This is a genomic window from Altererythrobacter sp. Root672, from assembly GCF_001427865.1.
In the GTDB taxonomy this organism is placed as follows: domain Bacteria; phylum Pseudomonadota; class Alphaproteobacteria; order Sphingomonadales; family Sphingomonadaceae; genus Croceibacterium_A.
The window spans coordinates 694,354-720,396 of the sequence record NZ_LMHH01000001.1 but is presented as its reverse complement, the minus strand read 5'-3'; the positions used below and the strand labels follow the sequence as shown (position 1 = coordinate 720,396).

The 26,043-nt window shown below is 64.4% G+C and carries 22 protein-coding genes; 10 read left to right on the top strand and 12 right to left on the bottom strand.

The window, feature by feature from the left end; all coding sequences use genetic code 11:
• Positions 1-21: 21 nt before the first annotated feature.
• Both ASD76_RS03560 and ASD76_RS03555 read left to right on the top strand, forming a co-directional pair.
• Positions 22-1,284, top strand: a complete 1,263-nt coding sequence (locus ASD76_RS03560) for a hypothetical protein (protein ID WP_055918579.1) — start codon at positions 22-24, stop codon at positions 1,282-1,284.
• A 185-nt stretch (positions 1,285-1,469) separates the two neighbouring features.
• Entirely contained in the window at positions 1,470-1,877 is a 408-nt protein-coding gene (locus ASD76_RS03555) for a hypothetical protein (protein WP_055918576.1), read from the top strand.
• A gap of 12 nt (positions 1,878-1,889) precedes the next feature.
• On the opposite strand, the gene ligA is transcribed toward ASD76_RS03555, so the two are convergent.
• Genes ligA through recN form a run of 4 tightly spaced genes read right to left on the bottom strand, consistent with a single transcriptional unit; the run spans position 1,890 to position 6,777 of the window.
• Positions 1,890-3,956, bottom strand: a complete 2,067-nt coding sequence (gene ligA / locus ASD76_RS03550; RefSeq protein ID WP_414826688.1) for an NAD-dependent DNA ligase LigA — start codon at positions 3,954-3,956, stop codon at positions 1,890-1,892.
• A 41-nt stretch (positions 3,957-3,997) separates the two neighbouring features.
• Positions 3,998-4,417, bottom strand: coding sequence for a hypothetical protein (locus ASD76_RS03545; protein WP_055918570.1), 420 nt, complete (start codon positions 4,415-4,417; stop codon positions 3,998-4,000).
• Positions 4,418-4,438: 21 nt separating this feature from the next.
• Positions 4,439-5,116, bottom strand: a complete 678-nt coding sequence (locus ASD76_RS03540) for a GNAT family N-acetyltransferase (protein WP_055918567.1) — start codon at positions 5,114-5,116, stop codon at positions 4,439-4,441.
• Entirely contained in the window at positions 5,113-6,777 is a 1,665-nt protein-coding gene (gene recN, locus ASD76_RS03535) for a DNA repair protein RecN (RefSeq protein ID WP_055918564.1), read from the bottom strand. Before recN ends, ASD76_RS03540 begins: the two co-directional genes overlap by 4 nt.
• Before the next feature lie 178 nt (positions 6,778-6,955).
• Here recN and ASD76_RS03530 point away from each other — a divergent pair, with 178 nt between their 5' ends.
• The gene (locus ASD76_RS03530) at positions 6,956-7,294 is read left to right on the top strand and encodes a PilZ domain-containing protein (protein ID WP_055918560.1); all 339 of its coding nucleotides are present in this window, start codon (positions 6,956-6,958) and stop codon (positions 7,292-7,294) included.
• A 48-nt stretch (positions 7,295-7,342) separates the two neighbouring features.
• Here the strand turns inward: ASD76_RS03530 and ASD76_RS03525 are convergent, their stop codons facing one another.
• On the bottom strand, positions 7,343-8,146 hold the full coding sequence (locus ASD76_RS03525; protein ID WP_055918557.1) for an outer membrane protein assembly factor BamD: 804 nt from the start codon (positions 8,144-8,146) through the stop codon (positions 7,343-7,345).
• A gap of 154 nt (positions 8,147-8,300) precedes the next feature.
• On the opposite strand from ASD76_RS03525, the gene ASD76_RS03520 reads away from it, so the two are divergent.
• The 3 genes from ASD76_RS03520 to ASD76_RS03510 all read left to right on the top strand — a co-directional run bounded on the left by ASD76_RS03520 (position 8,301) and on the right by ASD76_RS03510 (position 12,103).
• Positions 8,301-11,240, top strand: a complete 2,940-nt coding sequence (locus ASD76_RS03520; RefSeq protein WP_055918554.1) for an EAL domain-containing protein — start codon at positions 8,301-8,303, stop codon at positions 11,238-11,240.
• 100 nt (positions 11,241-11,340) lie between these two features.
• On the top strand, positions 11,341-11,808 hold the full coding sequence (locus ASD76_RS03515; protein WP_055922891.1) for a hypothetical protein: 468 nt from the start codon (positions 11,341-11,343) through the stop codon (positions 11,806-11,808).
• Positions 11,809-11,866: 58 nt separating this feature from the next.
• Positions 11,867-12,103: a twin-arginine translocase TatA/TatE family subunit gene (locus tag ASD76_RS03510; RefSeq protein ID WP_055918551.1), complete on the top strand. Its 237-nt coding sequence runs from the start codon at positions 11,867-11,869 to the stop codon at positions 12,101-12,103.
• 7 nt (positions 12,104-12,110) lie between these two features.
• Here ASD76_RS03510 and ASD76_RS03505 read toward each other — a convergent pair whose 3' ends face one another.
• Both ASD76_RS03505 and ASD76_RS03500 read right to left on the bottom strand, forming a co-directional pair.
• Positions 12,111-13,643 carry a PQQ-dependent sugar dehydrogenase gene (locus ASD76_RS03505; protein ID WP_082553583.1) on the bottom strand — a complete coding sequence of 511 codons (1,533 nt, stop codon included), beginning with the start codon at positions 13,641-13,643 and terminating at the stop codon, positions 12,111-12,113.
• 93 nt (positions 13,644-13,736) lie between these two features.
• Positions 13,737-14,669: a CmcJ/NvfI family oxidoreductase gene (locus ASD76_RS03500; RefSeq protein WP_055918547.1), complete on the bottom strand. Its 933-nt coding sequence runs from the start codon at positions 14,667-14,669 to the stop codon at positions 13,737-13,739.
• A 141-nt stretch (positions 14,670-14,810) separates the two neighbouring features.
• On the opposite strand from ASD76_RS03500, the gene ASD76_RS03495 reads away from it, so the two are divergent.
• On the top strand, positions 14,811-15,323 hold the full coding sequence (locus ASD76_RS03495; RefSeq protein ID WP_055918543.1) for a hypothetical protein: 513 nt from the start codon (positions 14,811-14,813) through the stop codon (positions 15,321-15,323).
• Between the two features lie 4 nt (positions 15,324-15,327).
• Here the strand turns inward: ASD76_RS03495 and ASD76_RS03490 are convergent, their stop codons facing one another.
• Positions 15,328-16,194: a hypothetical protein gene (locus tag ASD76_RS03490; RefSeq protein ID WP_055918540.1), complete on the bottom strand. Its 867-nt coding sequence runs from the start codon at positions 16,192-16,194 to the stop codon at positions 15,328-15,330.
• Between the two features lie 191 nt (positions 16,195-16,385).
• Here ASD76_RS03490 and ASD76_RS03485 point away from each other — a divergent pair, with 191 nt between their 5' ends.
• The gene (locus ASD76_RS03485) at positions 16,386-17,411 is read left to right on the top strand and encodes a methyltransferase (protein WP_055918537.1); all 1,026 of its coding nucleotides are present in this window, start codon (positions 16,386-16,388) and stop codon (positions 17,409-17,411) included.
• Positions 17,412-17,418: 7 nt separating this feature from the next.
• Here the strand turns inward: ASD76_RS03485 and ASD76_RS03480 are convergent, their stop codons facing one another.
• A complete protein-coding gene (locus tag ASD76_RS03480; RefSeq protein WP_162249635.1) occupies positions 17,419-18,375 on the bottom strand; it encodes an HWE histidine kinase domain-containing protein in 957 nt (318 codons plus the stop codon).
• A 185-nt stretch (positions 18,376-18,560) separates the two neighbouring features.
• On the opposite strand from ASD76_RS03480, the gene ASD76_RS03475 reads away from it, so the two are divergent.
• A complete protein-coding gene (locus ASD76_RS03475) occupies positions 18,561-19,343 on the top strand; it encodes a hypothetical protein (protein WP_055918532.1) in 783 nt (260 codons plus the stop codon).
• A gap of 104 nt (positions 19,344-19,447) precedes the next feature.
• Entirely contained in the window at positions 19,448-19,780 is a 333-nt protein-coding gene (locus tag ASD76_RS03470) for a hypothetical protein (protein ID WP_055918529.1), read from the top strand.
• Positions 19,781-19,866: 86 nt separating this feature from the next.
• Here the strand turns inward: ASD76_RS03470 and ASD76_RS03465 are convergent, their stop codons facing one another.
• The 3 genes from ASD76_RS03465 to ASD76_RS03455 all read right to left on the bottom strand — a co-directional run bounded on the left by ASD76_RS03465 (position 19,867) and on the right by ASD76_RS03455 (position 26,032).
• Positions 19,867-21,381, bottom strand: a complete 1,515-nt coding sequence (locus ASD76_RS03465; RefSeq protein ID WP_055918526.1) for a transferrin-binding protein-like solute binding protein — start codon at positions 21,379-21,381, stop codon at positions 19,867-19,869.
• A 590-nt stretch (positions 21,382-21,971) separates the two neighbouring features.
• The gene (gene lepA / locus ASD76_RS03460; protein WP_055918523.1) at positions 21,972-23,792 is read right to left on the bottom strand and encodes a translation elongation factor 4; all 1,821 of its coding nucleotides are present in this window, start codon (positions 23,790-23,792) and stop codon (positions 21,972-21,974) included.
• A 38-nt stretch (positions 23,793-23,830) separates the two neighbouring features.
• Positions 23,831-26,032, bottom strand: a complete 2,202-nt coding sequence (locus ASD76_RS03455; protein WP_082553581.1) for an EAL domain-containing protein — start codon at positions 26,030-26,032, stop codon at positions 23,831-23,833.
• Positions 26,033-26,043 lie beyond the last annotated feature (11 nt).

Genomic DNA, 26,043 nt, shown 5'->3' with positions numbered 1-26,043 from the left:
TTTCGATGTCTTGCCGGGGCAATGGCTCTGCTGGCACTTGTTTCAGGTACGGCGGCATCAGCTCAGACAGCTGAGGACGTCCACGCTTCCGAACGCTCCCGCTTCGGCTTTGGTGAACTGCGTCGTGGGGCGAGCGGTACGCCGACCGATGCCAACGCGGCCAACTCCGAAGAGGCCAAAGTCGGCCAGTTCGCGCTCCCGCCGCTGTTCGCCGGCTCGACGCCCCCCACCCCGGAACAATGGGGACAGCGCCGCGCGGAACTCGTCCGATTGGTCGAGGACAATTGGGTCGGGCGGATCCCCGAGGTCGTGTCGCAATTCAAAATTGTCTGGCGCAAGGAACAGGTCGAAGGCCGACGTGGCGCGACGGCCGAACAATGGATCGGCCAGGTTATCGCGCCTGATGGACGCATGGGCCCGACGATCGATGCGATCCTGACCTTTCCCGCGAAAGCCGCGAACACCCCCGCCCTGATCGACTACACCTACATCTGGCCCGGCGGACGCACTCCCAACTTCGGCGGCCCTCCCCCGCCCGACGGCGTGGCGATGGCCTTGTCGCGCGGTTTTACCCACGTCGCTTTTCGGCCGCAGATGCTCCAGGCCGATAGCGCCGCGCAAATGCAGCAGGGTGTCATTGGCCTCGCCCGCTGGCCGCGCGAGAAGACCGACTGGGGCGCGTTGCGCGCCTGGGCCTGGGGTGCGAGCCAGCTACGCGAGGAAATGGCCCGCGACCCCCGCATCAACGGCGAGCGTATCTCGCTCCAGGGCCACTCGCGCTTCGGCAAGGGCGTGCTCGTAGCAGCTGCCTTCGATCACGCCTTCGCCGACGCCAACGTCTCCAGCTCGGGCGCGGGCGGCGCCAAGCTGATGCGGCGCGATTTCGGCGAACGGTGGGAGAACATGGCAAGCTCGGGCGCGTTCCACTGGTTCACGCCCAACATCATGGACTACGCCCGGGGTGACCGGACAACGGCCAACCTGCCGATCGACGCGCATACGTTGATCGCGCTGCGAGCTCCGCGTCCACTCTTCATCACCAGCGGCGTGGCCGAGAAAGGCGATGCCTGGGTCGATCCCACCGGCATGTGGCAGGCGGAGCGGGCGGCGCAGCCCGCGTGGCTCGTGTTCGGCTCGACCGTGCCGACCGCCGCAATGCCCAAGCCCGGAACCGACGACGACGCGAAGTACAAGCTCGGCTGGTACCAGCACACCGAGGGACACATCCCCTGGCCGGGCTACGAGGAGTTCTTCGAACACGAGGCTCGCTTCGCCGCGCCGTAAACCAGCATGTTGCCGTTCAAGGACCCGCTAAAGCGCGCTCGACCCCGTCAAAGCGTGGCGCAAATCGAACCGGTTACCGCAGAACCCGCACGACTCTGACGGTCCGGCTTCGCGCCGCGTCGGCCCGCCGCAGATGCAAGGGTGGTGCGCTTGCCGCCGATCCGGCGAGACCATATTCTGGTCGGATGCCACTCGAAAAAGCGCGCGTCGCAGGAGCGCTCTGGCGCAACCTGCTGGCTCTCGCCGCGGGCGTCGCTTGCGGGGCCTTGTTGGCGTCAGCCTATGTCTACAGCGCGTTCGGCGAACCTCTGGTGTTTGGCGGCCTGCTAGTGGTCATGGTGTTCTACGGGGCCGCCATCGCCGCGATCTGCGTGCCGGTCTGGATGATCCTGTGCAAGCTCGACCAGGAGGGTCCAGCCGGTGCGGCGGCCCTCGGCTTCATCTTCACCGCCACCCTCCTGCTGCTGACAAATCCGACTACCGATCAGGTCCGCGCGCATCTCATGACGCACACGATCCTGCCCTATGCGCTTTGTGGAGCGGCTGGAGCTCTCACCACATGGTGGGTCGGCCGCAAGTTGCACGAGGGCTGATACCGCGCGGGATCAGCCGGCCGCTTTGACGATCTCCGCCCAGGCGGCCTCGTCAATTACTTCGATACCCAGTTCGGCAGCCTTCTTGAGCTTGCTCCCTGCACCGGGCCCAGCGACCAGGAGGTCGGTCTTTGGGCTGACCGAACCTGCTGCCTTGGCACCCAACCGTTCGGCCTGCGCCTTGGCCTCGTCGCGGCTCATGGTTTCGAGCTTGCCGGTGAACACCACGGTCTTGCCCGAAACGGCACTGGCCTTGGTCTCCACCTCGTATCGCGGCACGTCGAGTTCACTGAGCAGGTCGTCCCACACGGCGCGATTGTGCTCTTCATGGAAGAAGTCGCCCAAGGCCTCGACCACCACCGGGCCGACACCGTCGATGGCAGTCAACTCGCCCACAGCCTCGACATCGCCGGAGTGCGCTCGTTCTGCCGTTTCCCGCAAAGCCGGAAGGGTGTGGAAGTGCTTCAGCAGATCGCGCGCAGTCACCGCACCGACGTGGCGAATGCCGAGGCCGAACAGCAACCGCGCAGCGTCAGGGCTGCGCTTGGCCTCGATCGAAGCCAACAGGTTATCCACCGACTTGTCCTGCCACCCCTCGCGCCCGACCAAGTCGCCGCGACGGCGATGGAGCCGAAAGATGTCAGCCGGCCCATGGGTGAGCCAGCCCAGTTCCATGAACTCGGCTATCGACTTTTCACCCAACCCCTCGATGTCGAGCGCCGCCCGGCTGGCGAAGTGGCGCAGGCGTTCGAACTGTTGCGCGCGGCAGACCAGTCCGCCGGTGCAGCGAATGTCGACCTCGCCCTCTTCCGCTACGGCCTCGCTGCTGCAGACCGGGCAATGATCCGGAAAGACGAAGGCCTCGCGCGGTTCCTCGCGCGTCAGGTTCTCGACCACTTGCGGGATCACGTCTCCCGCCCGCTGGAGAACCACGTGGTCCCCGACCCTGAGGCCCAGCCGGGCGATCTCGTCCCGGTTGTGAAGTGTCACATTGGTCACGGTGACGCCGCCGACAAGGACCGGCTTGAGCCGCCCGACCGGGGTTAGCTTGCCGGTGCGGCCGACCTGAATGTCGATCGCTTCCAGCACCGTCTCAGCCCGCTCGGCCGGGAATTTGTGCGCCATGCCCCAACGCGGGGCCTTGGCGACAAAGCCGAGCCGTTGCTGCCAGTCGAGCCGGTCCACTTTGTAGACCACCCCGTCGATCTCGTAGGGAAGCGCCGCACGACCGGCCGCGATCGCGCGATAGGCCGCCAGCATGTCCTCCACCGATCGGCACAGCTTGAGTTCGGGAGAAATCGGCAGGCCCCAGTCGGCGATGCGCCGCATGACCTCGTGCTGTGTCGCCCCGGGGACGTCGCTTGCCGCTCCCCAACCGTGCGCCCAAAACCGCAGCGGGCGCGAGGCGGTGACAGCCGGATCCTTCTGCCGCAAAGAGCCCGCCGCGGCATTGCGCGGGTTGGCGAACTGGCGAACGGTCGAGGGATCGAACACCTCCCCCTTTGATTCAGCCCGTGCCTTCGCTTCGTCCATCAAGCGCGAATTGAGCGCGGCAAAAGCCTGTTTCCCCATATAAACTTCGCCGCGAACTTCAAACAGGGCCGGAGCCTCTCCGCGCAGCTTCTGCGGGATATCGGAGATGTGCGCGACGTTGGCGGTCACGTCCTCGCCTACCTGTCCGTCACCCCGGGTAGCCGCGCGGACCAGCACGCCGTTCTCGTAACGCAGCGAGCACGAGAGGCCGTCGATCTTGTCCTCGGCGGTGATCGCGACGGGCTCGTTCTCGGGCAGGTTCAGGTAGCGCCGCACGCGCCCCACGAAATCTGCGACCTCCTCATCGGAGAAGGCATTGTCGAGGCTCATCATACGAACCTCGTGGGTGACCTTGGATAGCGGCGAGGCCGAGACCTCGTGCCCGACTTTCTGCGACGGACTGTCAGGACGGATCAGGTGCGGAAACGCCGTCTCGAGTTCGGCATTCCGACGCACCAGAGCATCGTACTCCGCGTCGGAGACCTCCGGCGAATCCTCGGCGTGATAGAGGCGGTTGTGGTGCGCAATCGCCTTTGCCAGCCGCATCAACTCGTTGGCGGCTTCGGCCTCGGAAATGGCATCCACGCTCACTTGGCAATCACCCGCAAATCCCCGTCAAACCGCCAGCTACCGCCGTCGAACCGCATCGTATAGCGCGTCGCCGGCGCGCCGGGTCGGGCCACCCAACCGCTGCAAACGCCCTCGCTCGCACAGGCGAACTCGTAGACCTGCACCACCCCCTCGCCCTCGCCGCATTGAGAGGCTGGTGCCAGTCGCACGAACCGTTCGACGAGTGCCTTCTCCTGCTTCGCCGTCAGCGGCTTGGGCAGCAGAGCAGCGCAAGTGCGAGGTCCGCCCGATGCCCCGGCAAAGTGTCCCGTCAGAACGTGCTCGAACAACGCCAATTCCGGCTGCTCGATATCGCCCGACAACTTTGGCAAGGGGCCGGCGGCCGAAACGCAAGCGGCAAGTGGCGCGACCGCGAACAAGGGAACCCAGCGGAACATCGACTTCTTCCTAGCGCCTCGTCAGGCGAGCGCCAGTATCGTGAAGGTCAGCTGCGCCCGCGTACGGAAGCCGAGCGCCTCGTAGAGCCCGATCGCCCCGGCGTTGGCGGCGTAGCAATGCAGGAAAGGCGTATCGCCACGGTCGAGGAAGCCGCGCACGACCCGGCGCACCAGCGCTCCTGCCAGGCCCTGCCCCCTGAACTCGGGCCAGGTCGAAACGCCGCTAAGTTCCGCCATCCCCGGCACCCGCAGGCGTTCGCCAGCCATCGCCGCGAGGCGGCCGTCGATTCGAATGCCGAAGTAGTCGCCGTAGCGGTGGGTTGCTTCGGCCCAAGGCCCCGGTTCGGTCGCGAAAGCCAGTTCAGCCATCTGCTGCGCGTCGGCATCAGTGAGCAGTTCGATGCGCGGATCGATCTCGGGCGCAGAGCCTTCGAACACCATCTGCACAAGGTCACCCCCGCCAAGGACTTGCGTGCCAGGTGGAGCCGGCCAGGCCTCGCGCTCGACAACGCCGATCCGATCGTCCGGTCCGCGCAGGGTGGCGACGAGCGCCGCTTGCGCTTCGTCGCTCGTGTCGCGTGCTGCGGCAAAAGGGCCGTAGGCGGGATCAATGCGGACCGCAGCCCCGCTAACGGCCGCGAGATCCGCCTGCCGCGTGGTCAGGGCATTCCAGATTGGGCGGTCGAGTGGATGGGTCACACGCCCTCCAGCAGCCGATCCGCCTGCGCCCTGGCCTCGTTGGTAATCTCCGCACCCGAGAGCATCCGAGCGATCTCCTCTTGCCGCCCAGCCTGGTCCAGCAACGACACAGAGGTCCGCGTGACCGTGCCTTCGCTCGACTTGGCGATAAGGTAGTGCATACCGCCCCTCGCCGCCACTTGCGGAGAATGGGTCACCGCCAGCAATTGCCCACCCTCGGCCAATCGCGCGAGACGTTCGCCGATCGCGCTGGCCACCGCGCCGCCGACGCCGCGATCGATCTCGTCGAAGATCACCGTCGCCGCCCCGCCTTGCTCGGCCAGGGCGACCTTCAGCGCCAGGATGAAGCGTGAGAGTTCGCCGCCGCTGGCGATCTTGTTGAGCGGGGCGAAGGGGGCGCCGGGATTGGTGGCGATGAGGAACTCGACCGCATCGAGGCCCTGGGGTCCCCACCGCTCCTCCGGCAATTCGCTGACCGAAGTCTTGAACCGGGCGGCGTCGAGCTTGAGCGGAGCCAATTCGCCCGCCACGGCCCCATCGAGCCGCACCGCGGCCGCGACGCGCGTGGCGTGCAGAGCTTCGGCACGGGCGCGATAGACTTGGGCAGCTTCCTGCGCAGCGCGCTCCAATTCACCGATCTCGGCATCGCCCGCCTCAATCGCGTCCAGCTTCGAGCGAAGATCGCGCATCGCGGCCGGTAGATCGTCGGGCTGGCAATTGTGTTTGCGGGCCAGCGCGCGAAGTTCGAACAGGCGCGTCTCGATCCGGTCGAGTTCGGCAGGATCGAATGTCAGTGCCTCTGCCGCCGCCTCAAGTTTGGCTTCGGCCTCCCCCGCTTCGATCACCGCGCGATCGAGGGAAGCAAGCGCTTCGGCCAGGAGCGGGTGTTCGCTGCCGATCCGATCAAGCCGCCGCGCTGCGCCACGCAACTGGGCTAGCGCAGAATCCGATCCGTCCCACACCAACCGCAGCGCTTCGAGATCCCCCGAGAGCTTCTCCCCCTTCTGCATGTCCGCCCGCGACAGCGCCAAGCGCTCTTCCTCACCTTCTTCCGGCGCGATGCCGGCCAGTTCCGCGAGATGTGCGAGCAGCAAGTCCTGGTCGGCGCTGGCCTGGGCAATCGCAGCCCGCGCAGCATCGAGCCGCGCTTCGGCCGCCCGCCACTTTGCCCACGCGTCCTCAACCCCAGCGACATCGCCGCCGGCGTAGCGATCAAGCAGGGCACGATGCCCGCGTGGGTTAACCAGTCCGCGATCATCGTGCTGGCCGTGCAGTTCGACTAGCGCGGGGGCCAGGTCCCGCAGCAGGGCAGCACCGACTGGTTGATCGTTGATCCAGGCCTTGGACGCGCCGTCAGTCTTAACCCGGCGCCTCAGGATCAGGGGCTCTCCCGGTTCGAGCTCCACCTCAGCCTCAGCCAAAGTCAGGCGGATCGCATCGGGAAGCTCGGCGAATTCAAACGTTGCGGTAACGCTTGCCTGATCTTCGCCGCTTCGCACCAGTCCGGTCTCAGCCCGATTGCCGAGTACCAATCCGAGCGCGTCGAGCAGGATCGACTTGCCCGCCCCGGTCTCGCCCGTGAGCACGCCAAGACCCGGTCCGAAGGCGAGATCTAACGCCTCGATCAGGACGATATTTCGGATCGCGAGCGAGGTCAGCATAGCGCGTTCAGGTCTTAAGGTAGCCCATACCACCGCGCAACGGCGAGCCCGCACCTGCCCACGGAATTGCCCGCAAAACAGGCGGCAAAATAGCTACGCAAAAATACCTGTGGAAGAATTTGTTAATAAAGATATTGTTTACTTCGAATTGACCGATTTGAGATGGGGGGTTGGTTCGATGACCGTGCTGGCGATCCGCTCATACAAGCGCCATGCTGTACGCCAATTAATGCAGCTCGCGAAGGCGGGCCAAAAGCCTGTCGACGGGCTCATGATCGAGCTGTCGTCGGAAGGGTGCCGCATTAGCAGCCTCGGCCGCGCGGGCTTTGTCGTCGGCGAAGCGGTCTCCCTGGAAGTCAACGAACAGCGCCTCAATGGCCACATTCGCTGGTTCCATGACGGAATCGCTGGCGTGCGATTCGACCAGGCTCTGTTCAACGGTGAACTTAGCGGACTGATCGCCCATTGCCGCGGTGAAGGCCCAGGCGAAACCCGCCGCTACGGCACCTCAGGCTAGCTAGCCGACTGGTCAGAGTTCCGGAAAGTACCCGAAACTCTGTGAAACTCAGCCGCCGGCTTGCTGCGGTGCGTTTTCCTGCATCAGCGCGAAAGCCTTCTCGTACCACTCGCTGCCGGGGTAGTTTGCCCCCAGCACGGCGGCGTACTTTTTCGCTTCGCCGGGTAGCCCGAGCGCGAGGCTAGTCTCAGTCAGACGGTAGAGCGCCTCGGCCGCATGACTTGTGGTCTGATAGGTCTCGACCACGTTCTGGAACCGCATCTGCGCCGCAAGCCACTGGCCGGTCTTCTCGTAGAAGCGGCCAATCTGCATCTCTTTGCCGGCAAGGTGATCGTACACGAGGTCGACCTTCAGCCGGGCATCGGCGGCATATTCGCTGTTGGGATAGCGCCGCTGGATGTCGGTGAGTGCCGTGAGGGCCTGCTGCGTGATCGACTGGTCGCGGTCGACGTCGCTGATCTGCTCGTAGTAGCTGAGCGCGATCAGGTAATAGGCGTAGGGCGCGTCCTTGTTACCCGGGTGGATCGACAGGAACCGCTGAGCCGAGTCGATCGCCTTGGTGTAGTCCTGCATCAGGTAATAGGAGAACGCGCTCATCAACTGCGCGCGACGGGCCCAGGGCGAGTAGGGATGCTGCCGCTCGACTTCGTCAAACAGAGCCGCCGCTACCCTGACATCGCCCCTGTCGAGCCGGTCCTTTGCGGCGGCGTAGAGCGATTCGACGTCGCGCGCGATGTAGGCCGTATCCCGATCTCCGCCCTTTCCGCTGAACATGGAGCAACCCGCAGTGAGCGGGACCACCGCGCAGGCAGCGGCAATGAGGGCGATTTTGCGGGGTGAGCGAGCAGTCATGCCCAGCCTATAGCCAGCGGGTTCGTGAACGCCAAGTGAAGTCGCCATGGTTGCTCCCAGCCATATGCGCACTACGCGCGATCCCTTAGCCACCCCTTTGTTTGCGTTATCAACTCTCTGGCAAACCACCCATTCGAGGGTGGGATCAGTCAATATGTCAGAGCAGGCCCGAAGCCTGGCCGAGCTTGAAGAACGCAATGCATGGCTCGAGGAGCAGCTGGCGCTGCACCGCGACGCGCTGGAGCACATGCACCAGGGACTTTGCATGTTCGATGCAGAGGGCCGCATCACCCTCCTCAACCGGCGTTACTCTGAAATTCTGCATGTCCCCGCCGGTTCGCTTCGTCCGGGGATGACAAGCACCGAGTTGATCGCACTCGGGATCGAAGCCGGCCATTACCCGGCCGGAAAGTCCGTCGAACAAATTCGGGCCGACATTCGCGAACAGCTTCGATCGGGTAGCTATCCGTTCGGCACGATGACTCGCGGCGACAAGACCTACGCGATCAAGAACCGCGACACCGAGCAAGGCCTTTCGGTGACCACCTGCGAGGACATCACGGCCCTGGTCGAAGTGCAAAGTGCGCTTCGCGACAGCGAGGCCAGGTTGAAGGCCATCTTCGACGCGATGCCGGACTGCGTGAAGATCTTCGACGAATCCGCTCAGCTGATCCACATCAACCCGAGAGGCCTGGAACTGCTCCAGGCACCCGACCTCGCCAGCCTCACTACGCCCGGCTACATCCCGGTCCCCCCGGAATATTTCGAGTCCTGCCTCGATGTGCATCGGCGTGTCATGGCCGGCGAATCGGTGGTGTGGACTTACGAGGTCATCGGATTGCTCGGGCGCCGGCGGCATGTCGAAGCTCACGCCGTGCCGTTCCTGATGCCCGACGGGTCCAAGGTGCACATGTGCATCTCGCGCGACGTCAACGAGCGACAGCAGACCCTGGACGCGCTCGTGCACAGCGAGGAACGGCTTCGGCTAGTGCAAGAGGCCACCGGCCTCGCAGATTTCGAAACGACTCCGGGCATGATCTCCCGGATGTCCGAGTACTTCGTCAAACAGGCTGGCCTCCCGGCGGGAACAAAATCCCTCAGCGCTGCCGATTGGATGGAGATCGTCCACCCCGCCGACCGCGAGCTGTTCGGCCAGATGATCAAGGAAACCGTCTATCGGGACGATACCGTGCAGTGCGAATATCGCATCGTGCGGCCCGACAACGGCGAGGTCCGCTGGATCTATAGCCGCACCAAACGGCACCGCGACGCTTCGGGAAAAACCGTCTCCAGCATCGGCGCGCATCTAGACATCACCGAGCGCAAGCTGGTCGAAGAAGCCCTGCGCGAAAGCGAAGAGCGCTTCCGCCTCGCCGCGGAGGCCGCTGGCCTCGGGGTGTGGGACTACGACGCCTCGCTTCACAAGCGAGAATGGTCCGAGCGACTGCGCGAGATCTTCGGCCTTGGAGAAGGCGTCCAGCCCGGGTTCGCCGCGGCGGAGAAATGCGTCCATCCGGGCGACCAGGCAAAATTCCGCGAACACGTCGAAGCGCTGCGCAGCGGCCAGGCGAACCGGTTCGAAGAGTCCTTCCGCATCCGCCGTGCGTCCGATCGAGCCGAGCGGTGGATCGCCATCAACGGTTGGCGCACGAGCAAGGCCGACCAGGGCCTGCGCCGGATCATCATGACCGTGCGCGATGTCACCGAGGAAAAGACCGCCGAGGAACGCGTGCGCTGGAGTGCCAGCCACGACGCCCTCACCCGTCTCGCCAACCGAAGCCTGTTCCAGGAGAAGCTCGACGCGGCCATCCAGAGCGCGTCAGCCAGCGGTCGCGCGGTCGGCTTGCTGCTGCTCGACATGGACCATTTCAAGCAGATCAACGACTCGCTTGGTCACGACGTCGGCGACATGCTGCTCAAGATGTTTGCCAAGCGCCTGCGCGGCGTGGTCCGGCATTGCGATACCGTGGCGCGCTTCGGTGGCGATGAGTTCGCGGTGGTGATGCCCGAACTGGACGGAGAGCACACGCTGCTGCACGTTGCTCGCGCGATCCAGCAGCGCCTGCGCGAACCGTTCATTCACACCGGACGGATCATCGATTGCCGAGTCAGCATCGGTGCCAGCCTGTTCCCCGATCATGGCCGGACGCCCGACGCCTTGCTCAAGAACGCGGACCTCGCGCTCTACGCCGCGAAGGCCGCAGGCCGCGGCATCGTCAAGGTGTTCGAGCCGCAGATGGGCGAGGACGTCAAACGCCGCAATTCGATGGTCGACCTGGCCCGCAACGCACTCAGTACGGACCGGGTCATTCCCTACTACCAACCAAAGCTGGACCTCGCGACCGGCGCCCTCGTCGGGTTCGAGGCTTTGCTCCGCTGGCGCATGCCGAACGGACGGATCGGCCATCCCGCAGCGCTCGAGGCGGCTTTCGAAGATGCCGAAGTCGCGGCGCAGATCAGTGATCGGATGATCGACCGGGTGATCAGGGACGTCCGCTCCTGGCTCGACCGGGGTGTCGAATTTCGTCACGTCGCCGTCAACGCGTCCGCCGCCGAGTTCCGGCGCGACAATTTCGCCGAGCGGCTGCTCGAGCAACTGCAACGGGCAGAAGTCCCGACGCGCTGTTTCCAGCTCGAAGTGACCGAAACCGTGTTCCTCGGCCGCGGCGCCGAATACGTTCATCGTGCCCTCGCCCTGCTGAGCCTGCGCGGGGTAAAGATCGCCCTCGACGACTTCGGCACCGGCTACGCCTCGTTGCGGCATCTCAAGCAGTTCCCGGTCGATACGATCAAGATCGACCAGAGCTTCGTCCGCGACATGATGGAAGATCCCGGTGACGAGGCGATCATTCGTGCTGTGATCAACCTCGGTCGAAGCCTGGGCATCAAAGTCGTGGCCGAAGGCATCGAAAGCCAAGGCCAGGCTCGCCGTCTTATCGAGCTCTCGTGCGACTTCGGTCAGGGCTACTTGTTCAGCCGCGCTGTTCCGGCAGGTCGCGTGCCGACGCTTGTGGCGGGATGCTTCCTGCAGCCAGTCGTGCCGACCGGAGCTATCCGGGGGCGGGATTTGCGCCTGGTCGCGAACCGAGATTGAACGGCTCAGGAGCATCGGCTTCCCGCTTCAAGTTATTGACGCAGAACTGAAACGAGCGCCAGTTGGCGTTGAAGGACCTGTGGCCGATGGCGATCAAGGCATGAGACAGCTCTATCTGGACTGTGACGGTGTGCTCGCCGATTTCAACAAGGGCGCCACCGCAATACTCGGCCTGCCGCCAAAAGCGTTCGAGGAGCGCCACGGGCTCGGTCGCTTTTGGCAGAAGCTGACCCAGGCGCCGGACTTCTACTTCGGTCTGCCGTTGATGGATGATGCGATGGAGTTGTTCGACGCGGTTCGCCACCTCGAACCGATCATCCTCACCGGCTTGCCGGTCGGTAACTGGGCGGCCGATCAGAAGGTGCGCTGGGCAGCCAAGTATTTCCCCGGAACCCGCATCATCACCACCATGGCCCGAGACAAGCGCGACCATGCCAAGGAAGGAGACGTGCTCGTCGACGACCAGGACCGGCATCGGCACTTGTGGGAAGAGGTCGGCGGCATCTTCGTTCATCACAAGAGCGCCAGGCAGAGCATCGCGGCGCTGCAAACCTACTTTAAGGTCTGAGCAGCGCTTTTATCTGTCATCACCCGCTGCTATCTGTGCGGGGACAAGGAGAATTACGATGGGTTCTTTTACCATCACGCACTGGATCGTGGTCGCACTGGTGGTTCTGGTGCTGTTCGGGCGTGGCAAGATTTCCGAAACGATGGGTGACTTCGGCAAGGGTATCAAGAGCTTCCGCAAGGGCATGGCGGAAGAAGATCGTCCGACACCGCCCCCTGCGCCGCCCTCGCAGATCGCCCCGCCCGCAGTCGGCCAGGACTCGGCCGCCAAGGCACCGGAATCGCGCGAAGCCTGATCCCGCCTCAGATCGAAGGCAGGATCGCGAAGATCGATCCGTTGATGCTGACGATATAGAGGTTGCCAGCCTGATCCTCGCCAAAACCGACAATGCCCGCCAGGCTCCCTGCATTGGGGACGAAGGCGGCATTGCGATTGGTGAAGGCGGTGCTGGGCGTAGTGGTGCCGGGGGTGAGGCCCGCTATGGGTACGGTCCAGATGTTGTTGCTGACGAAGTCGGCAAACACATAGAGGCCCTGTAGCGGCTCCACCGGCCCGCGATAGACGAAGCCTCCGGTGATCGAATTGCCCTGGGCCGGGCCGCTGCCGTGGCCATACTCCGTGACGGGCATGGTGAGCCCGGCGGGATTGGAACCCAACAGGGGCTGGCTTCCCTCGAACAGGGGCCATCCCATGTTGAGGCCCGATTGGCTGGTTCGGACGCGGTCCACTTCCTCGACTGCGCCTTGGCCCACGTCGGCAATCCAGAGCTCGCCGGTGGCGCGATCGAAACTGTTTCGGAACGGATTGCGGAGACCGTAGAGCCAGACTTCTCCCGCACCTCCGCCTGCGGCAAAAGGATTGGCGGCTGGAATTCCGTAGTCGCGCGCAGTGTCATTCGGGAAATCGTCCCGCGAAACATCTATGCGCAGCATCTTGCCGAGCAAAGTCGAGCGGTTCTGACCGTTGCCGTCGGGATCGTTGGCACCCCCGCCATCCCCGGTCGCCACGTAGAGCAACCCGTCGGCGCCAAAGCCTAGCCAGCCACCGTTGTGGTTGTTCCTCGGATGAGGGATCGACAGCAGGACGTCGCCGCTGGCGCTGTCGAGCACATCGCGATTGCCTGCCGATGAGGTGTAGCGGCGCACTTGGATCGAACCGTCGAGTGCGGTGAGATAGACATAGGCTCGCCCGCTCGTGGCATAGTCGGGAGCAAGCGCTACCGCCAGCAGCCCCCTTTCCCCGTCGGTCGAAACTTGGCCGCTGATATCGAGCATCGGGGTTGCGGCAATTGCACCGGTAGAGGGATTGAGGAGCAGAATGCGCCCGCCCCGCTCGACGACGATCACACGCCCACTGTTGTCGGGCATGGCCGTCACAAACACCGGCCCGGCAAAGCCCGTGCCCACGCGTCGGACAACGAAGCTGCCGGTGGTGGCGTCGGTCACCGTGATCCGCAGTGCGAGCGACGAACTCGCTCGCCCGTCGCTGGCCGCGAGCGTGACTTCGTAGACGTTGTCACCGTTGGCGTCCGTGGGCGCCTCGAAATCAGGTGGCACGCGGAACGACAGCGCGCCTGCTCCAGTCACTTGGAATAAGGCCGCGTCGGCCCCGCCCGAGATCGAGAAGGTGACGGCGTCGCCGTTAGCGTCGCTCGCCGTGGCAGTGTAGACCGTACCGGCGCTGTTCTCGGCCACAGAGGCCGTCCCCGCGGAAGTGAACGCTGGCGCTGAATTGGCGGTACCACCACCGCCACCCCCGCTTCCTCCCCCGCCGCCACAAGCCGCCAGGATCGCGCCAAGCGACAACGGGATCACACGCAGTGCTGCCTGTCTCATAGGCTCAGCCGGTGGCCTCCTCTTGCATGAGGTCTGGCCACCGTACCGTGAGAGCGAAGGCAAAAGAACCGGCGGTGGGCACCGCCGGGCAGGTTATTCCCAGAAAGCGACCGAGCGCACCTCGATGCTCTCGCGAACGTTTGCATCGGGGAAGCTGGGATCGTGGAACGCAGTGTGCGGACAGCGCCAGGTGTGCGAGTGATCGCTGTCGTGGAACTTGAACAGCAACGCATCGTCGCGTGTCATGTTCGAGAAGTACCACCAGCGCATCGCTGGCGAGTGGCTGAAGATCGAGGCGGCCATCATGACCTCCTCACCCTCGACCGGCGCCGTCAGCGCGTCGCCCACGGGGAATTCGTCGACCACGAACAGCGTGTTCGATTTCTCCTCGCCAGCAAAGCTGGAGCGGCCATCGCACAGGGCCAGCGGCACATCCTGCGGCGGCGGCGAAAAGGTGCGCCAGTAGCTGGAGATGAGGAAGCGCTTGTAGCCGGGGCCGTCGGGAAAGTTCTTCTTGTAGGTGAACTCGGCCATGCGGTGCGCGGTAGCGGTGTTGAGATCGACGTGCGCCTCGCCCGCGGGGGGCTGGATGCCGCCGGTGTGCTGGTAGTTCTCGGTCTTTTCCTGGGCACGGCTGGTCAGGTCCGCGCTGGTGCGCAGCATCCATCCGCGAGCTACGACCTTGTCGGCCCCGGTAAGCTGCCGGATATGCTCCTCGACTTCCCGCTCATAAACGCGATCGACTTCGTCCTTGTCATGGAAGTCCTTAACCGCGGTCGGCTGGGTTGCGATGCGGAAGCCGTGAACGTCGAGCTGGAAATGGTCGCGGATCGGCATGGCGTCGCGCACGGTGACCCGGTGGTCCGAGTAGGTCCCGGTGTTGATTTCAGCTCCGGCGCGAACGTAGCGTCGGGTGACGAAATCGCCCGGATCGACAAATCGGATCGAGGTCTCGGCCTGGCGAGCGCTCTCCTCCACCCCGTCAAATTCGGCCGAAGCGCCCAGATTGCGTGCGGCTGTCGCCATTTTTATCGCCTCTCCACTAATTCTATCGTCCGTTACAATGCCTTTCTTGCGGAGGTGGTGCAAGCAGGTGCCCAACGTGAGGCTGGGACACGCTCCGTATTTGCGATAAGCTGCCGTCGAGGAATTGGGGGAGTTGTTGGCATGAAAAAAGTTTTGGCGCTTTCGGCTTTGCTGGTTTCCGCAAGCGCAGCTCACGCGCAGGCGGGACCCTGGCCGGTCCATACCACCGATGGCTCGTGCAGCATGCGCCAGACGTTTACGCATCCCGAATTCGGGTCGACGACGATGGAAGTGAGCTACGACGCCTCGCGCCAGCTGGTCACTCTCGCCACGACAAATTCGATCGACACAACGCTTCCCGGCTCGGGCTCGCTCGATTGGTTGATCGTATTCCTCGACAATAACGGGGAGAAATTCGACGACGCCTGGGGTTCACGCCAGCTCAGCTACACGCGTGAAGGCCAGGCCTATCGCTTTACCACGAGCTTCAGCGGCGAACGGAACGTGCGGCAGATCCTCGCCGACCTGTCGGCCAGCCGGAGCGTGGGGTTCATGGACAAGGGCAAGCTAGTCGTCGCTTACGACCTCGGTGGCGTGCGGAATGCGGTCTCCCGGCTGAGCACTTGCGCCCAGAGGGCCGTCGCCTCGAACTAACGGGTTACGGTTGTCCAGGGGACTGCTGAGTTGAGGTCTGCTCCTGCAAAACGGAATCGGCGGGCCTTGCGTCATGAAGGCGCCGCTTCACGTCTTCCATAGCCCATTGCGATTCCCGGATGATCCCTGACGTGGGCCGATCAAGGTCGAGGATCAGCGCCAGGGCGAGCGTCTGAAGCACGACGATCACGCAAAGGCCCAACCATCGGGCTCGTCCATAGTAGCTGAAGCCGAACGCCATCACGGTAATCGCGGAGAAGATCCACAGGACTGCATGGATGAGCGGGGGAATGCGCGCCAACCTGATCGCTTCCCGGGTCGCGCCTACTTCGAGCGTTTGCGCGGCGGACTGAAGATAGGACGAGGATACGTCGTCACGCAGGTTGCGGGTGGCCTCGAGCGATTCACGCCAGAGCTGAGCTTTCAGTTGTCGGTCGAGCTGCAACGTTCCAGGCTTCTGATCGATCGGCGACTTGCGAGACACCGTCAGCCGATGATCGAGGTAGGCGAGGAGCGTCGCGCTGATGCGGCCGCTGTCGGGCTCGGGAAAGGTCTGGGCCATGAGGTATGTCGAATAGATGCCGTTCGCCTCGTCGATCACCAGCATGCGGCGCTCGTCGAAGCGGTCGACTGCCATGGCAAAGGTGAAGCCGAGCAGGAGGGCGAGCAGACCCGAGGCGGCGGTGACGACATAACCCTCGCCCTCGAAGCCCGTGCCGCCCGTCCCGTCCTTCCCGGAGAAGCGCCGCCGGAGCCAAATGCCGCCGACCGCCGAGAGGATCAGCAGCACGAATAGGCCGAACACGAAGACGTAGACCGGTATGAGCAGGAACAGTCGCTCGGCTGCGTTGAGGCCCACCAGTTCCTCCATGCTTGTGACCTCCCGCGAGACCGGAGGATATCAGCCGCTCTTCGCCAATCGCGCCATCGGGGCGAACCCCGGTTCCGCTACCGGAAACATCGGGAGGTCTGACGCTTTCGAGCCGAACTCGGCGTCGACATCCGCCCGGAGCCGGCTATGCTCTCGGCCCAAGAACGATAAACGGACAGGGAGGGCAAAGCATGACCGGTCAATTGCCGCCGACTAACGACGATCGCGTGATCTGGGACATGTGGGAATCACAGTTCCGCCTTCCCGCGGCCACGGTGGCTGACGAGACCGGCGTGTTCCGCCTGCTTGGCAACGAGCCTCTGACCACAGACGAGCTTGCCGCACGCCTCGATCTGGCGCCCCATGCGCTGGGCATACTGCTGGGCGCGCTGGCCTCCTCCGGCCTGCTTGAGAAGCGCGAAGGGAAGTGGCGCGCCTTGCCTCCTGCCCGCACCTGGCTCCACCCGGATGCCGAGGGATATTGGGGCGGCTTCCTCTACCGTTTCCGCGAGAGCAATCCGCTCCATGCCCAGCTGCTCGAGGCGATGAAGACCGGCAAGCGGCCCGAAGGCTTCAACTCGGGCGCCCCGGAGTGGGAACGCGGCGAGATGAGCGCCGAGGCCGCCCAGCGCATTGCCGCCTTCATGCACGCCCACTCGATGGCTCCTGCCCGAGGAGCAGCGGCGCAGGGGGTGTTCAACGACGTCGACCAGCTGATGGACGTCGGCTGCGGCTCGGGCGTCTACGGGATCGAGATCGCCAAGGCCCACCCGCGGCTTGAGGTCGTCCTACTCGACCTCGCAGCAATGGCCGAAGAGGCCGAGCACTACGTTGAACGCGAGGGCGTTACGGGGCGGGTCTCCACTGCTGCGGTCAACATGTTCACGGAGGAGTGGCCGGTCGGACCCGATGCTCACTTCTTCTCCAATGTTTTTCATGACTGGTCGGTCGAGACCAACAAGCTCCTCGCCCGCAAGAGCTTTGCCGCGCTGCCTAGTGGGGGGCGGATTTTCCTCAACGAGATCCTGATGGACGACGATGGCGCCGGGCCCTGGCATGCCGCATCGTTCAGCCTGCTGATGCTCGTAGGAACGCTCGGCAAGCAGTACTCGCTCGCCGAGTTTCGCGAGATCCTCGAGAGCGCCGGGTTTACCGACGTGCAGGCGGTCCGCACCGGCGGCGGCTACTACTCGCTGGTCAGCGCCACCAAGCCCTAGCCCGGCCCTAGAGCTCGACCCCCTCGATCGCGATCCGGCACTTCACCCCTTCGGGCGCGAACTCGAGGTCGCACTCGTCGATCCCCGCCTGGACACGCAGCAGCTGCGTGCCCATCCCCGTGCGCCGCTCCCGCGCCACCGGCGGCCCATCCTGCTCGCGCCAGTAGAGCGTCAGCACCCCCTCGCCCTCAACCTCGCGCAAGGTCCACAGCAGCTCCACCTTCCCGCCGGGAGCCGACAGCGCCCCATGCCGCGCCGCATTGGTACAAAGCTCATGCAACGCCAGCGACAGCGGCACGCACGACTGCCGCGGCAAGCTGCACGCGGGACCCGAGGCCACGAAGTTGCCCTCCCCCTTGAACGGCTCGATCGCCCCTTCGACCAGCTTGCCCAGGTCGCACTGCCGATCCGCATCGACCCCGAGCATCCCCGTCGCCCGGTCGAGCGCCTTCATCCGCCCCGCCAGCGCCTGAGTAAAATTGCCCGGATCGCTGTGCCGCGAAGTCAGCATGACCAGCGCATTCACGGTGGCCATCATGTTCTTGACCCGGTGCATCAGCTCCTGGTTCAAATGCCGCTCGCGCGCCTCGGCCGCCTCCTGTTCCCGCACCAGCCGCCGCGCCGCGTCACCCAGCCACACCAGCGCCGTACACGACAGCACGAACAACACCCCGAGGGCCCAGTTGCTCGCATCGAGCGAATCCAGCAGCGGCTCGGCCCGGAACAACCGGTTCGCAATCACCGTAGAGACCAGCGCCACCGCCGCCCCCCAGCGCCATCCGAGCAGCAGCGCCGCCCCCACGACAAACGGGTAGTAGGTAACGAACGGAATCCCCGCTTCGCCCCGGTCGATAACCCAGCGCAAACCGGTAGGCGCGGCAATGGCCACCGCGCTCCAGAGCAGCGCCTTCCCGAACGGAATGTCCGCAAGGATGGCCCGCCTGATGGCAGGAATTCGTTCCACCACGTCCCCTGTTACGACCGCGCTGCAGCATACCCCGATCCGCCCCTATCGTCGCGGTAAAACTGCGTGAAGGCTAAGGATTTGAGCCAAACCGTTGAGAAACAACTTTCCTACAGTTCTCCATTTGTTCCAAGGTCGCACGACTCGCCCGCAAAAGCAAATCAGCCGCAGAGGACCGACCACTCATGCAGGACAAGCCGAAGACCACTCTCCCCGCCTTCACCCCCGTCCCGCGCCAGAAAGTGCGCCACAACGGCTGGAGCCCCGAAGTCCAGCGCGCCTTCATCGAGGCGTTGGCAGAGACCGGCAGCGTCATCTCTGCCTGCCGCCGCGTCGGCCGGGCAGATCACGGGGCTTACCTCCTGCGCCGCCACCCCGAGGCTGAGGAGTTTCGCCAGGCCTGGCAGGCCGCGCTCGATATCGGCGTGCAGAAGATCGAGGACGTCGCCATGGACCGCGCGATCAACGGCGTGGAGGAGCCGGTCTATTCCTACGGCAAGCTCGTCGGCACCCGCATCAAGTTCAACGACGGCCTGCTGATGTTCATGCTCCGGAACCGCTCCCCCGCCCGCTTCACCGGCGGCCGCGCCCGCGCCCTCAACGCCGCCGACAAGACGACGCTCAATCGCCTGAAGAAGGAATGGCGCGAGGAGTGGGAGCGCGAACGCTTCGTACTCGACCAGGAGGAGGAGCAGGAGACCTTCGAGAGCATCGACCGTTTCCTCGACGACATGCGCCAAAACCGCCGCGCCAACATGAGCCCCCGCGCCCGCGCCGCTTACGATGAAGCCGCGCGGATCGACAAGGAAGACGGCACCGGCTGGATGGTGGAGGATGAGGATTGGGAGGAGGATGAGGGGGTGAGCGGCGGTGGTGCGGTTGCGCTGCTGCCGGCGGGATCGGGGGATGAGGGTGAGGAGCCTGAGGCGGGGCCGAGGGTGCGGACATTGAAGGATGAAGGGTGGTAAAATCTCCCAACCTGTTTTGGTGTGCGGAATAGGGGTCCGAGCGCGCCGCCCAGGCCCGCCCCGCCGCCGAGATCCACGCCAGCATCGAACGCAAGGTCAAGGCGATGAAGGCCCAAGTCCTCGCCCGCCGCAGCCCCGCCGCTTTCGAGCACGAGCTAACCGCCAGCGCCCAGGCCCGCGCCGACCAAGCCGCCGGCTGGCGCCCGGGGCTGGCTTATCCGGAGTTCGCGGCGAGAGCGGCGGAACTGCTGCCGGAGTTCATCGAGCAGGTGCGGAGCGAGTGGCCGGGGTATGAGGCGCAACACGCCGAGTGGGTGAGGGATTTGAAGGCCGCGGTGGAGGCGGGGGATTGGGATGAGGAGGAGGGAGGCGGTGATGAGGCAACGCTCGGACTGCCTGCGCCGGAGGAGGCGGCAAGATCAGACGCACACGGATAAACTTCTAAGGACCGGAAAACACAAATCGCCGTCGAGATATTCCAGTCAGCGGACGAGGGCCCGGCGCAAAGCCGGGCCCTCTTTTGCTAGGGCGTGGTGACTTGCTTGCCGACAGCAACGCCTTCGAGCATCAGCCCTCGATCGGCGAGGTTGATCCCAAACGTTGCGCCGAATTCCTGCGCCCGGTCGCCGAAGAAGCGCCCGGCCAAATTGCCATCTCCTCCACCTATCCGCAACGCTTCGAAATAACCGCGAAAGCTGTCGAGCGAGCCAGCGAAGTTGAATGTGCCAAAATTCTCCACGCCGCCGTTTAGATTGGTCGCCCGCGGCGAGAGGCTGGCCGCCAAGGCCTGCGTACCGAAATTGACGTTGAGCGCGGCAGTGCCTCTAAGAGGTGAGAGCAAGTTGGTTCCGTCGTTAACGTCACCGAACAGCCGGCCCTCATAGCTCGCAGTGCCCGTCCGTGGCAGTTGGTCAGCGGGCGTGGCGTTGCCGAAGGCGAGATAGGTGACTTCCTTTTCCAACACCTTGTCATCGAGATCAGTCAGGGTTTTGACGACGCGAAAGAAGCTCGCGTAGGTCAATTCCATGCCATCAGTTTCGCCATCGAACCGGCCGATGTCGTACGAGATTTTTCCATCGACCCAAGCGACGGCAGCCCCGTAAGACACTATGTCCGCCTGGTCTTTCGCAGGCGTGCGATTGGCCGCCCCGAATGCTCCGGCCGAGACCCTGGATATCTCATAGGTTTTCGTTTGCGCGTCGTAGATGACGTGCTCCCCAAAGGGATACTCGGCAAAGTAGGGATCGCTATCCGGCAGCGGGATAACCCGCTGCACGCTGTCCAGACGGTTCGTACCGGTGAGGGAAGCAAGCGTGTCCCGTGAAGCGATATGCGGCTGTTCAAGACCGGCAAATGCCAAACTGTAGTATAGCGGGCCCGACGTCCCGTAGAAGGTGCCGCCTATTTCTTCCGCCTCAGGACCGTAGAACGACCCCGTGATGCCGCCTTCGTATATCTCTGATGTCCCGGTTTTAGAGGTGAAGGTTCCTGTAAAGACATTCTTGCCGGCAGTAAGCGCGGCGTTGCCGGTCAGCTCGCTGCCCCAATTGGAGGCGCCTTGACGGTCCTGATTGTAATCGTGCGTGACCCCGGTGAAGTTCAATTGTCCTGAAGCGAAATCAACCAATGCACTGCCCGCTCCAGACATGGTGAGCGGGCTATCAGTCACATTCGAGGATCGACTTCCCAACAGCGACAGACCGAAGGTTGCGCTTCCAGCCTTCGGCACGTTGGCTGCGTCGCTGGGAACACCGAAAACCAGATCAATAGCGCGAAAAGTCTTGGTGCCTTCGGGTATGTTGGCCTCAGAAGTGACGAGTTGTGCAAGCCTGACATACTCGGTGTTCGTGAGCCAAGGCGTATCGTAGCGCCACTCGAAATCGAGCTTGGTCGTGCTCTCTCCGACCTCCTTCTCAAAGGCCAGAAAACCCCAGGCATCGCTAGTTGCATCCCCAGGACCGAATTCAAACGTCTCCGTTCCTAGGCGGATGATATAACTATCGCTCGGCAAGTCATACTCGAGAGTGGCGCCAGCCATTCTACCACCTTCGGCACGCTGCGCCCGCCCAACGTCAAATTTCACACTAGTGGAAGTGGCTTGCGCGGCGAAAGTAGTGCTGACCGTGGGACGACTGGACACACCGCTCGCGGGCACGGGAGCGGGCGCCGGAGTCGGACTAGGCGCGGGAGTCGGACTAGGCGCGGGAGTTGGACTAGGCGATGGTGAGGGGCTGGGAGAAGGCAACGGGTTAGGGGCACCGTTCACACCCCCACCGCCACCGCCGCCGCAACCGGCGAGAACAAAGGCGATGGCGCAGACCGAAGCCCGCGCGGCGGAAGCACGCTTAGTCATAATGAAAACCCCCAACCACCGAATGGATCGACAGCAAACAATCAAAGGATTTGAAGGACGTTCAGCGATCGTCCTTCGCCTCGACGAACGAGAGCCTTGGCCGTGAAGCAGAACTACGTCGACACGTACTTCTCCCTATTCTCAGCTCGTACCGAGATGCGTCCCCCTGCGAGCGTAGCGAGAACGCCAGGGCGTATCCCGAGAAGCTCTGGATGCCGCGGGCCTTCGGTTCTCACAATGACGATGAGAGAGGTGTGCCAGGCTAGGCCGAAGCCCTACCCCTCATCCCCCATCCGCAGCGCCGCAATAAACGCCTCCTGCGGGATCGACACGTTGCCGTATTCCCGCATCTTGGCCTTACCCTTCTTCTGCTTTTCCAGCAGCTTCTTCTTGCGGCTGATGTCGCCGCCATAGCACTTGGCGGTCACGTCCTTGCGCATCGCGGCGATGGTTTCGCGGGCGATGACTTTGCCGCCGATCGCGGCCTGGACCGGGATCTTGAACAAATGGCGCGGGATCAGGTCCTTCAGGCGCTCGCACATGTGGCGGCCGCGGGCCTCGGCTACGCCGCGGTGGACGATCATGGAGAGGGCGTCGACCGGCTCGTTGTTGACCAGGATGCTCATCTTGACGAGGTCGCCTTCGCGCAGGCCGATCTGCTCGTAGTCGAAGCTGGCATAGCCGCGGCTGATCGATTTCAGGCGGTCGTAGAAATCGAACACCACTTCGTTGAGCGGCAGCTCGTACTGCACTTGCGCGCGGCCGCCGACATAGGTGAGGCCGGTCTGGATGCCGCGCCGATCCTGGCACAGCTTGAGGATCGAGCCGAGGTATTCGTCGGGCGTATAGATCGTCGCCTTGATCCACGGCTCATCGATCTGTTCGATGCGGCTCGGATCGGGGTAGTCGGCCGGGTTGTGGAGCATGATCTCGCGCGCGTCGTCGGTTTTGCTGGCGCGGAGCTGGATGCGGTAGACCACGCTCGGCGCGGTGGTGATGAGGTCGAGGTCGAACTCGCGGGTGAGGCGTTCCTGGATGATCTCCAGGTGCAGCAGGCCGAGGAAGCCGCAGCGAAAGCCGAAGCCGAGCGCGGCGCTGGATTCGGTCTCGAACGAGAAGCTGGCATCGTTGAGGCGCAGGCGGGCGATGGATTCGCGCAGCTTCTCGAAGTCGGCGGCGTCGACTGGGAACAGGCCGCAGAACACCACCGGCTGCACTTCCTTGTAGCCGGGGAGCGCCTGGGCGGCGCCGTTCTTGACCGTGGTCACGGTGTCGCCGACCTTGGCCTGCTCGACTTCCTTGATCTGCGCGGTGATGAAGCCGATCTCGCCCGGACCGAGCTCGGGCAGCTCGATGCGCTTGGGGGTGAAGCAGCCGACGCGGTCGATCAGGTGCTCGGTGCCACCCTGCATGAACTTGACGTTGAGGCCCTTCTTGATGACCCCGTCGATCACGCGGACGAGGATCACCACGCCGAGGTAGGGATCGTACCAGCTATCGACCAGCATGGCCTTGAGCGGCGCGGTGCGGTCGCCCTTGGGCGGGGGGATGCGGGCGACGACGGCTTCGAGCACGTCCTGAATGCCGATGCCGGACTTGGCGCTCGTTAGCACTGCCTGGCTGGCGTCGAGGCCGATCACGTCCTCGATCTCGTGGCGGACCTTCTCCGGCTCTGCGGCGGGGAGGTCGATCTTGTTGATGACCGGGACGATCTCGTGGTCGTGCTCGATCGACTGGTAGACGTTGGCGAGCGTCTGCGCCTCGACCCCCTGCGCCGCATCGACGACGAGCAGCGCGCCTTCGCAGGCGGCCAGGCTGCGGCTGACTTCGTAGGCGAAGTCGACGTGGCCGGGGGTGTCCATCAGGTTGAGCTCGTAGGCGAGCCCGTCGCTGGCGGTGTAGGTCAGGCGCACGGTCTGCGCCTTGATGGTGATCCCGCGTTCGCGCTCGATATCCATGTTGTCGAGCACCTGCTCGCTCATCTCGCGGTCGGTCAGGCCGCCGGTGGCCTGGATCAGCCGGTCGGCGAGCGTGCTCTTCCCGTGGTCGATGTGGGCGATGATCGAGAAATTGCGGATACGCGCGAGGTCAGTCATCCCGCGCCCTTAGAGCCTGTCCTGTTGGGATGGAAGGGCTAGGCCGCGCGCGAGGACAGCGCCGAGAGATCAACCTGCATGAACCGCGGCCGGCTTCCGTCGCTAAGGGACATGCCGGGCATGCCATAACTCCCCGGAGGCAGCGCGCGCAGCGGCATGCCGGCGGCGGCCAATGCGTAAGGCGAGACGCGGTGGCGAGTGCACAATCCTTCGGCGCCGTCGCTGATCAGCGGGGTCTCGAACTCGAGCCCCTGCGTCGCGTCCTGCGAGCGCCTGACGGTCCCCACCACCAGCTGCCCCTCGCCTAGGTCGAGCACGAGGTCGGTCCCCACCGGCACGTCGAGCATGCCCTCGATCATCGCCCCGGTGCGCGAGATGTTGCGCAACATGGCGTCGTAGCGGTGATCCTCGTGGATGATTCCGACCATGCGGAACAGGGTCCGGCGGTCGGCGCGATGCTTGGCCGGGCCCATCGGCTTGTAGGTCAGGTCCCCGGTCGCGAGCTTTTCGAGCACCTGCTCCTGCGGCACCGCGCGGGAGTAAATGAAGCCTTGCACGTTGGTGGCCGAGAGGGTGCGGATCAGCCCCAGCTCGTCCATCGCCTCCACGCCTTCGGCCGTGGTCTCCATCTTGAGCGCGGTGGCCAAGCTGACGATGGCGGTGATGATGGCGAAGTTGGTGTTGTCCTTCTCGGTGCACCCGCGGACGAAGCTCTGGTCGATCTTGATCTTGTCGAACGGCGCCTTGCGCAGATAGCCGAGCGACGAATAGCCCGTCCCGAAGTCATCGAGCGAGAGCTTCACGCCGATCTTCTTGAGCCGCTTGAACATCTGCTCGACCGCCTCGACGTCGCCCATGAAGACGGTCTCGGTGATCTCCAGCTCGAGCTGTTCGGGCTTGAGGCCGCTCGATGCGAGAGCGCTGGTGATGGTGGTCGGCAGGCTCTCGGTCGTGAACTGGTGCGCCGAAACGTTGACCGCAACGCGCAATTCCCCCGGCCACTTCGCCGCGTTCGCGCAGGCCTGCCGGATCGCCCATTCCCCAAGGGTGACGATGAGGTTCGATTCCTCGGCGATCGGAATGAACACCGCGGGGCTGATCGGCCCCCGCTCCGGATGGTTCCAGCGCATCAGCGCCTCGAACCCGGTGACGATGTTATCCGAGGTGCGAACGACCGGCTGGTAGTGCAGCTCGAGCTCGCCGCGAGCCAGCGCGTCGCGCAGATCCTCTTCCGTCTCACGGCGCTGGTGCGCGGAGTCCTTGAGGTCGTTGGAATAGAAGCGGTACTGCCCGCGCCCCCCGCCCTTCGCCGCATAGAGCGCCAGGTCGGCGCTCTTGATCAGCTCTTCGGGCTCGATGCCGTCGTACGGCGCGATCGCGATGCCGAGCGATGTGCCGATAACCGCCCGCCGCCCCTCGAGCGAATAGGGCTGCGAGACCATCTGGATGATCCGCTGGGCCATCTCCCCAAGCTGCCCACGGTCGTCCATGTCAGGGATGATGATCTGGAACTCGTCGCCACCCAGGCGGCCGATTTCCCCGGGTGCGCCGACAATGCGCTGCAGGCGCTGGGCCACTTGCTTCAACAGCTCGTCGCCAGCCGGATGGCCAAGGGTGTCGTTGACCTGCTTGAACCTGTCGAGGTCCAGCATCAGCAAGGCGCAGCTGCGCTTTGCCGCCTTGAACGCCGTCAACATCGTCGCCAGCCGGGTGATCATCCGGTGACGATTGGCGAGCCCCGTAAGCGAATCGAACTGCGCCAGCCGAGAGGCGTCGCGTTGCTGTTCGCGTAGCCCGGAGACGTCCCGCGCACTGCCGCGATAGCCTTGGAAGCGGCCCGCCTCGTCGAATTGGGCCTTGCCGCTGAGCAACCAGAACAGCGGCCCATCCGGTGCGTCGACCTTGACGGTGACCCCGTTGATGTTGCTGCGCGCGCCGAGAACGTAGGACAGCGGGCGCTCGGACCGTTCCTCACCATCGGCGGTCACGGCTTCGGCCAGCGATGCCAGCGGCTTTCCGATGACCTGCGCCTGGTCGCCGAATTTGCGCACCGCAGAAGCGGACAGGTAGATCAGGTGATTGTCGCTGTCGGTGGCCCAGAACCAACCGATCTCGGCCTCTTCGAAGGCTTCGAGCATCGCCAGGCGTTGCGCGGCGTCCAGCACCTGGAGCGCGCCGTCACTGGACGCACGAGAACCACCGGCTCCCTTGCCACCCAAACCCCGCAGCATGTTGCGCATGACCACGTTAA

What these genes read in the sequence shown, in the direction of transcription:
- ASD76_RS03560 (WP_055918579.1), top strand. Translation starts at nt 22, where the DNA reads ATGGCTCTGCTGGCACTTGTTTCAGGTACGGCGGCATCAGCTCAGACA.
- ASD76_RS03555 (WP_055918576.1), top strand. Translation starts at nt 1,470, where the DNA reads ATGCCACTCGAAAAAGCGCGCGTCGCAGGAGCGCTCTGGCGCAACCTG.
- ligA (WP_414826688.1), bottom strand. Translation starts at nt 3,956, where the DNA reads ATGCGGCTGGCAAAGGCGATTGCGCACCACAACCGCCTCTATCACGCC.
- ASD76_RS03545 (WP_055918570.1), bottom strand. Translation starts at nt 4,417, where the DNA reads ATGTTCCGCTGGGTTCCCTTGTTCGCGGTCGCGCCACTTGCCGCTTGC.
- recN (WP_055918564.1), bottom strand. Translation starts at nt 6,777, where the DNA reads ATGCTGACCTCGCTCGCGATCCGAAATATCGTCCTGATCGAGGCGTTA.
- ASD76_RS03530 (WP_055918560.1), top strand. Translation starts at nt 6,956, where the DNA reads ATGACCGTGCTGGCGATCCGCTCATACAAGCGCCATGCTGTACGCCAA.
- ASD76_RS03525 (WP_055918557.1), bottom strand. Translation starts at nt 8,146, where the DNA reads ATGACTGCTCGCTCACCCCGCAAAATCGCCCTCATTGCCGCTGCCTGC.
- ASD76_RS03520 (WP_055918554.1), top strand. Translation starts at nt 8,301, where the DNA reads ATGTCAGAGCAGGCCCGAAGCCTGGCCGAGCTTGAAGAACGCAATGCA.
- ASD76_RS03515 (WP_055922891.1), top strand. Translation starts at nt 11,341, where the DNA reads ATGAGACAGCTCTATCTGGACTGTGACGGTGTGCTCGCCGATTTCAAC.
- ASD76_RS03510 (WP_055918551.1), top strand. Translation starts at nt 11,867, where the DNA reads ATGGGTTCTTTTACCATCACGCACTGGATCGTGGTCGCACTGGTGGTT.
- ASD76_RS03505 (WP_082553583.1), bottom strand. Translation starts at nt 13,643, where the DNA reads ATGAGACAGGCAGCACTGCGTGTGATCCCGTTGTCGCTTGGCGCGATC.
- ASD76_RS03500 (WP_055918547.1), bottom strand. Translation starts at nt 14,669, where the DNA reads ATGGCGACAGCCGCACGCAATCTGGGCGCTTCGGCCGAATTTGACGGG.
- ASD76_RS03495 (WP_055918543.1), top strand. Translation starts at nt 14,811, where the DNA reads ATGAAAAAAGTTTTGGCGCTTTCGGCTTTGCTGGTTTCCGCAAGCGCA.
- ASD76_RS03490 (WP_055918540.1), bottom strand. Translation starts at nt 16,194, where the DNA reads ATGGAGGAACTGGTGGGCCTCAACGCAGCCGAGCGACTGTTCCTGCTC.
- ASD76_RS03485 (WP_055918537.1), top strand. Translation starts at nt 16,386, where the DNA reads ATGACCGGTCAATTGCCGCCGACTAACGACGATCGCGTGATCTGGGAC.
- ASD76_RS03475 (WP_055918532.1), top strand. Translation starts at nt 18,561, where the DNA reads ATGCAGGACAAGCCGAAGACCACTCTCCCCGCCTTCACCCCCGTCCCG.
- ASD76_RS03470 (WP_055918529.1), top strand. Translation starts at nt 19,448, where the DNA reads ATGAAGGCCCAAGTCCTCGCCCGCCGCAGCCCCGCCGCTTTCGAGCAC.
- ASD76_RS03465 (WP_055918526.1), bottom strand. Translation starts at nt 21,381, where the DNA reads ATGGCTGGCGCCACTCTCGAGTATGACTTGCCGAGCGATAGTTATATC.
- lepA (WP_055918523.1), bottom strand. Translation starts at nt 23,792, where the DNA reads ATGACTGACCTCGCGCGTATCCGCAATTTCTCGATCATCGCCCACATC.
- ASD76_RS03455 (WP_082553581.1), bottom strand. Translation starts at nt 26,032, where the DNA reads ATGCGCAACATGCTGCGGGGTTTGGGTGGCAAGGGAGCCGGTGGTTCT.